The organism is Thermophagus sp. OGC60D27 (assembly GCF_052400625.1).
GTDB lineage: Bacteria > Bacteroidota > Bacteroidia > Bacteroidales > Marinilabiliaceae > Thermophagus.
In genome coordinates, this window is sequence record NZ_JBQTGH010000028.1 from 1 (window position 1) to 3,541 (window position 3,541).

The window sequence follows — 3,541 nt, forward strand, 5'->3', positions numbered from 1 at the left end:
AAGAGTTTAAGTTAGAATTGGATGAGTCTGGTAAAAAATTCATCTTTGTTGCCAAACTCATTAAAAATTAAAATTAGAAAACACAACAACCATCAAAAAACCGTTGTATAAATAGCTATCATACTTTAAAAGAAACCAACATTATCTCTTTATAATCAAGAAAAATCTGACTCATTTTCTGAATCGCGGGGTTGGTTTTCGAAAGTAAAAAAATTCATTTTAAAAAAGTAGGGCTCGACAATAAAAGTCAGTGCTACACTTAAAGTGAAACCCTGACTCTTGCTTAATACTAGACTTCACTAAGAAATGGCTATTCAAGAAATTCACTTAATTGAATAAATAGCCAATAAGTGCATCTCACATAGCCCTCATCAACAACATCTCTTTCAAATTCAGCATGAATTGTGAACTCTTCTTTTATTATATCTGAAAGTTTAACCAATTTATTCAAAGGAACATCAGGCTCCTTATTTACAAAAGCAAACGAAGCACTCAAAATTTTCCCGTTTGGAGTAGATATAGTCTTAAGGTAGCATTGACTTGAAATCAATTCTTGAATTTCACTATCAGAAAAAATATCAACTATAAAGTTTAAAAGTTTTTCTTCTGATGATAGCTTAAACTCAACAATTCCAACAATTTCATTATTCACATCTCGTGGTAGGGGTAATTCTCCTTGCAAATCCTTATTGTCAATATAGGTAATAGTTTTATCACCCGTAAAATCACTAACATCAACAATCTTTTGAAAAGGAGACTGACAAAAGGTGATATTTGAGAGTATAACGAAAATACCAGATATATAAAATACCTTTCTCATAAATGCTATATTTAAAAACAATTTGACAAATTAAGAATATGATCTAAAGCATGAGGATAGTTCAAAGAATAAATTGTTGAGGAAGAATATGATATTGAATATTGATTAAACAATTTTAACCATTTTTGGTAATTCGTTGGAGAAATAACAAAACTTTGACTTGTCTTTAATGCCCGAATCCATTTTTCATAATCATCCTTAATATTTTGCGGTGCTGTTGTTTCATAAAAGGCCTGACAACAATAAGGTGCTGAAATATCTTTATACAATTTCGCCTCAAATTCGATATTTACCCTCCCCGAATCAGCAAATTGGGCAATACCCCCGTCGTAGAAAAAATCCTGATAAGCATGAAAAAACTCCTCTTTCAGATTTCCGGATGTAATGGCATCATTATCCCTGAATTTAAAGGTTTTGGTTGAGGGATAATATCCGGCAGGATGAGGAAGTGAACTATCCATCTCGAAATTAAATCTTTGATTTGTACTGACTGAGAATTAAATTTGTAAAAAGGAACAAGAAGACTATTATTCTGAATATCTTATTCATAATTGTACATTTTAAAAGCAATTGGATTTCTTAAGAACTTGAGTTAAAGTATTTGGATAATTAAGTACTGTGCTTAAAGCCATTTATAATAAGCTGAATATTTTTTAAACTCCTTAAGCCAGTTTTGGTAATCCGTTAAGGTAAAAATGAAATATTATCCATAAATGAAAACACCCATTTTTTATAATCATCCTTAACCACCATATCCTTCTCCATTAAAAATATCACTATCTAATATCAATAGATCGTTAGATTTTTAGAGGTAAGATGTAAAATGATTGTTACAACCTTGAACTACTACATTTGATTGACAGCAAATTGAAAAAGTTTAACGGAGTATTATTAATATATCAAAAGAAGGAAAGTTTTTAAACTACCGATATAGTACAATATACTGCCCAACGTAACCTGCTTCTACAACTTTCTCGAAAAAGCTTATAGTCAAAGTGATGTTTCTTTTAATTTGATTTGAATATTCAATCAGTTTTTTCAATTCGATTCCCGGATCTCCTCCTATAAACAGAAATGAAGCACTTTTGACTTTACCACTTGAAGACACCACAAGTGAAGCAGTAAAACGATACTTCGCCAAAAGTGCTAGCTCTTCAGAAGTGAAAATTTCATCACGAATCTGGAATAGCTTTTCCTTGGTATTTATACTTTCCACATTAAATTCTACAAGAAATTTTCCAGCTTTGGCTTTTGGTGAAGGAAAAATAGTTTCCGGATAATAATCACGATACACAATAATAGAATCATTTGAATTCATAGTTAATCCATGGTGTTCTCTAATTAACGTGTCGGACAAAATTTCAATTTCTGTCTGACTAAATACTGAACTTCCTATGAAAAAAAGAAAAATTATGGATATAAGAATTAGCTTTTTCATAACTACTAATTAAAAACATGGTGATGAATCAATAATTGAATACAATGCTTCCGGATTGCTTAATTCTGAATCAAGGGCTGAGCTATATTCTGAATGGTATTGGTTAAAACGTTCCAACCATGAAAGATATGTTTGAAAAGTCAGTTCATTTGCATTCTCTGCAATTGACAAAACCCATGAAAAATAATCATCTCTAACTTTTTTTGGAATATTTAAATCATTAAAAGCAGTACAACAACCTATTTCTAAAACTGTAGTTACATCTTTATACAGTTTCCCCTCAAACTCGATATTTACTTTTCCTGTTTTAGATTATTGCGAAATACCGCATAGGCAAAAATAGAACAATCGACATATCCCTCTTCGTCTGTTTTCTTTGAAAGTATTGGAGTTATACTTAGTCTCTCTTTAATTTCCTGTGAAAAAAGTGTAAGTTTTTTTATACATATCTGTGGGTCCTTCTTATAAAAAACAATAGATACACTAACAATTTTACCGGAAGGCAGAATCTTACAATCTAATATAAACCTACTTTCTATCAATTGTTCTATTTCTTTCTTCGTAAAAATTTCATTTCCAATCTCCACTAGTTTTTCATCAGAATTAATCTGAAAACCGATAAGTTCTGGAACATCTTTGCTTTCCCTCAATGGTTTCGGCAATTTATCTTCATTTATATCCCTATAAATTGTTTTTAATGTACCATCGTCATATAAACGGGTGCTTTTTTGCAATGTATCATTTAAAACAGGGCCTTGAGAATAAGACATACTTCCCATAAAAGAAACAAAAGCAATTATAAATGTGATTCTTAATTTCATAACTTTAGATTTTAATAAGAACATCCTGAATTTGACAATATTGATTTTAATGCATCCGGACTGGAAAGATTTGATGCAAATGGAGAACTATATGAAGGCGTATAAGTATCAAACAATTTAAGCCATTTCTGGTAATCGCTATTCGTCAGGCTCAATGGATCTTCCCTAAGTTGAAAAATCCATTTTTGATAATCATTCCTAATATCCTGCGGGGCAGAGGATTCCAAATTAAAACCAACACAACATTTAACATTTGAAATATCTGTATACAGTTTCGCCTCAAACTCGATATTTACCCTCCCCGAATCGGCATATTGGGCAATACCCCCGTCGTAGAAAAAATCCAGATAAGCATGAAAAAACTCCTCTTTCAGATTTCCGGATGTGATGGCATCATTATCCCTGAATTTAAAGGTTTTGGTTGAGGGATCATATCCGGCAGGATGAGGAAGTGAACTATCC

The 3,541-nt window shown here is 31.4% G+C and carries 5 protein-coding genes; all 5 read right to left on the minus strand.

From position 1 onward, the window contains the following. Positions 1-310 precede the first annotated feature (310 nt). On the minus strand, positions 311-820 hold the full coding sequence (locus ACT29H_RS16655; RefSeq protein WP_444822788.1) for a hypothetical protein: 510 nt from the start codon (positions 818-820) through the stop codon (positions 311-313). An 11-nt stretch (positions 821-831) separates the two neighbouring features. Next, complete coding sequence (locus tag ACT29H_RS16660; RefSeq protein WP_444822789.1) at positions 832-1,281, minus strand: hypothetical protein; 450 nt, start codon at positions 1,279-1,281, stop codon at positions 832-834. 461 nt (positions 1,282-1,742) lie between these two features. Next, positions 1,743-2,258: a hypothetical protein gene (locus tag ACT29H_RS16665; RefSeq protein ID WP_444822790.1), complete on the minus strand. Its 516-nt coding sequence runs from the start codon at positions 2,256-2,258 to the stop codon at positions 1,743-1,745. A gap of 293 nt (positions 2,259-2,551) precedes the next feature. After that, positions 2,552-3,079: a hypothetical protein gene (locus ACT29H_RS16670; protein WP_444822791.1), complete on the minus strand. Its 528-nt coding sequence runs from the start codon at positions 3,077-3,079 to the stop codon at positions 2,552-2,554. An 11-nt stretch (positions 3,080-3,090) separates the two neighbouring features. Then, a partial coding sequence (locus ACT29H_RS16675; protein WP_444822792.1) for a hypothetical protein occupies positions 3,091-3,541 on the minus strand: 451 nt, incomplete at its 5' end.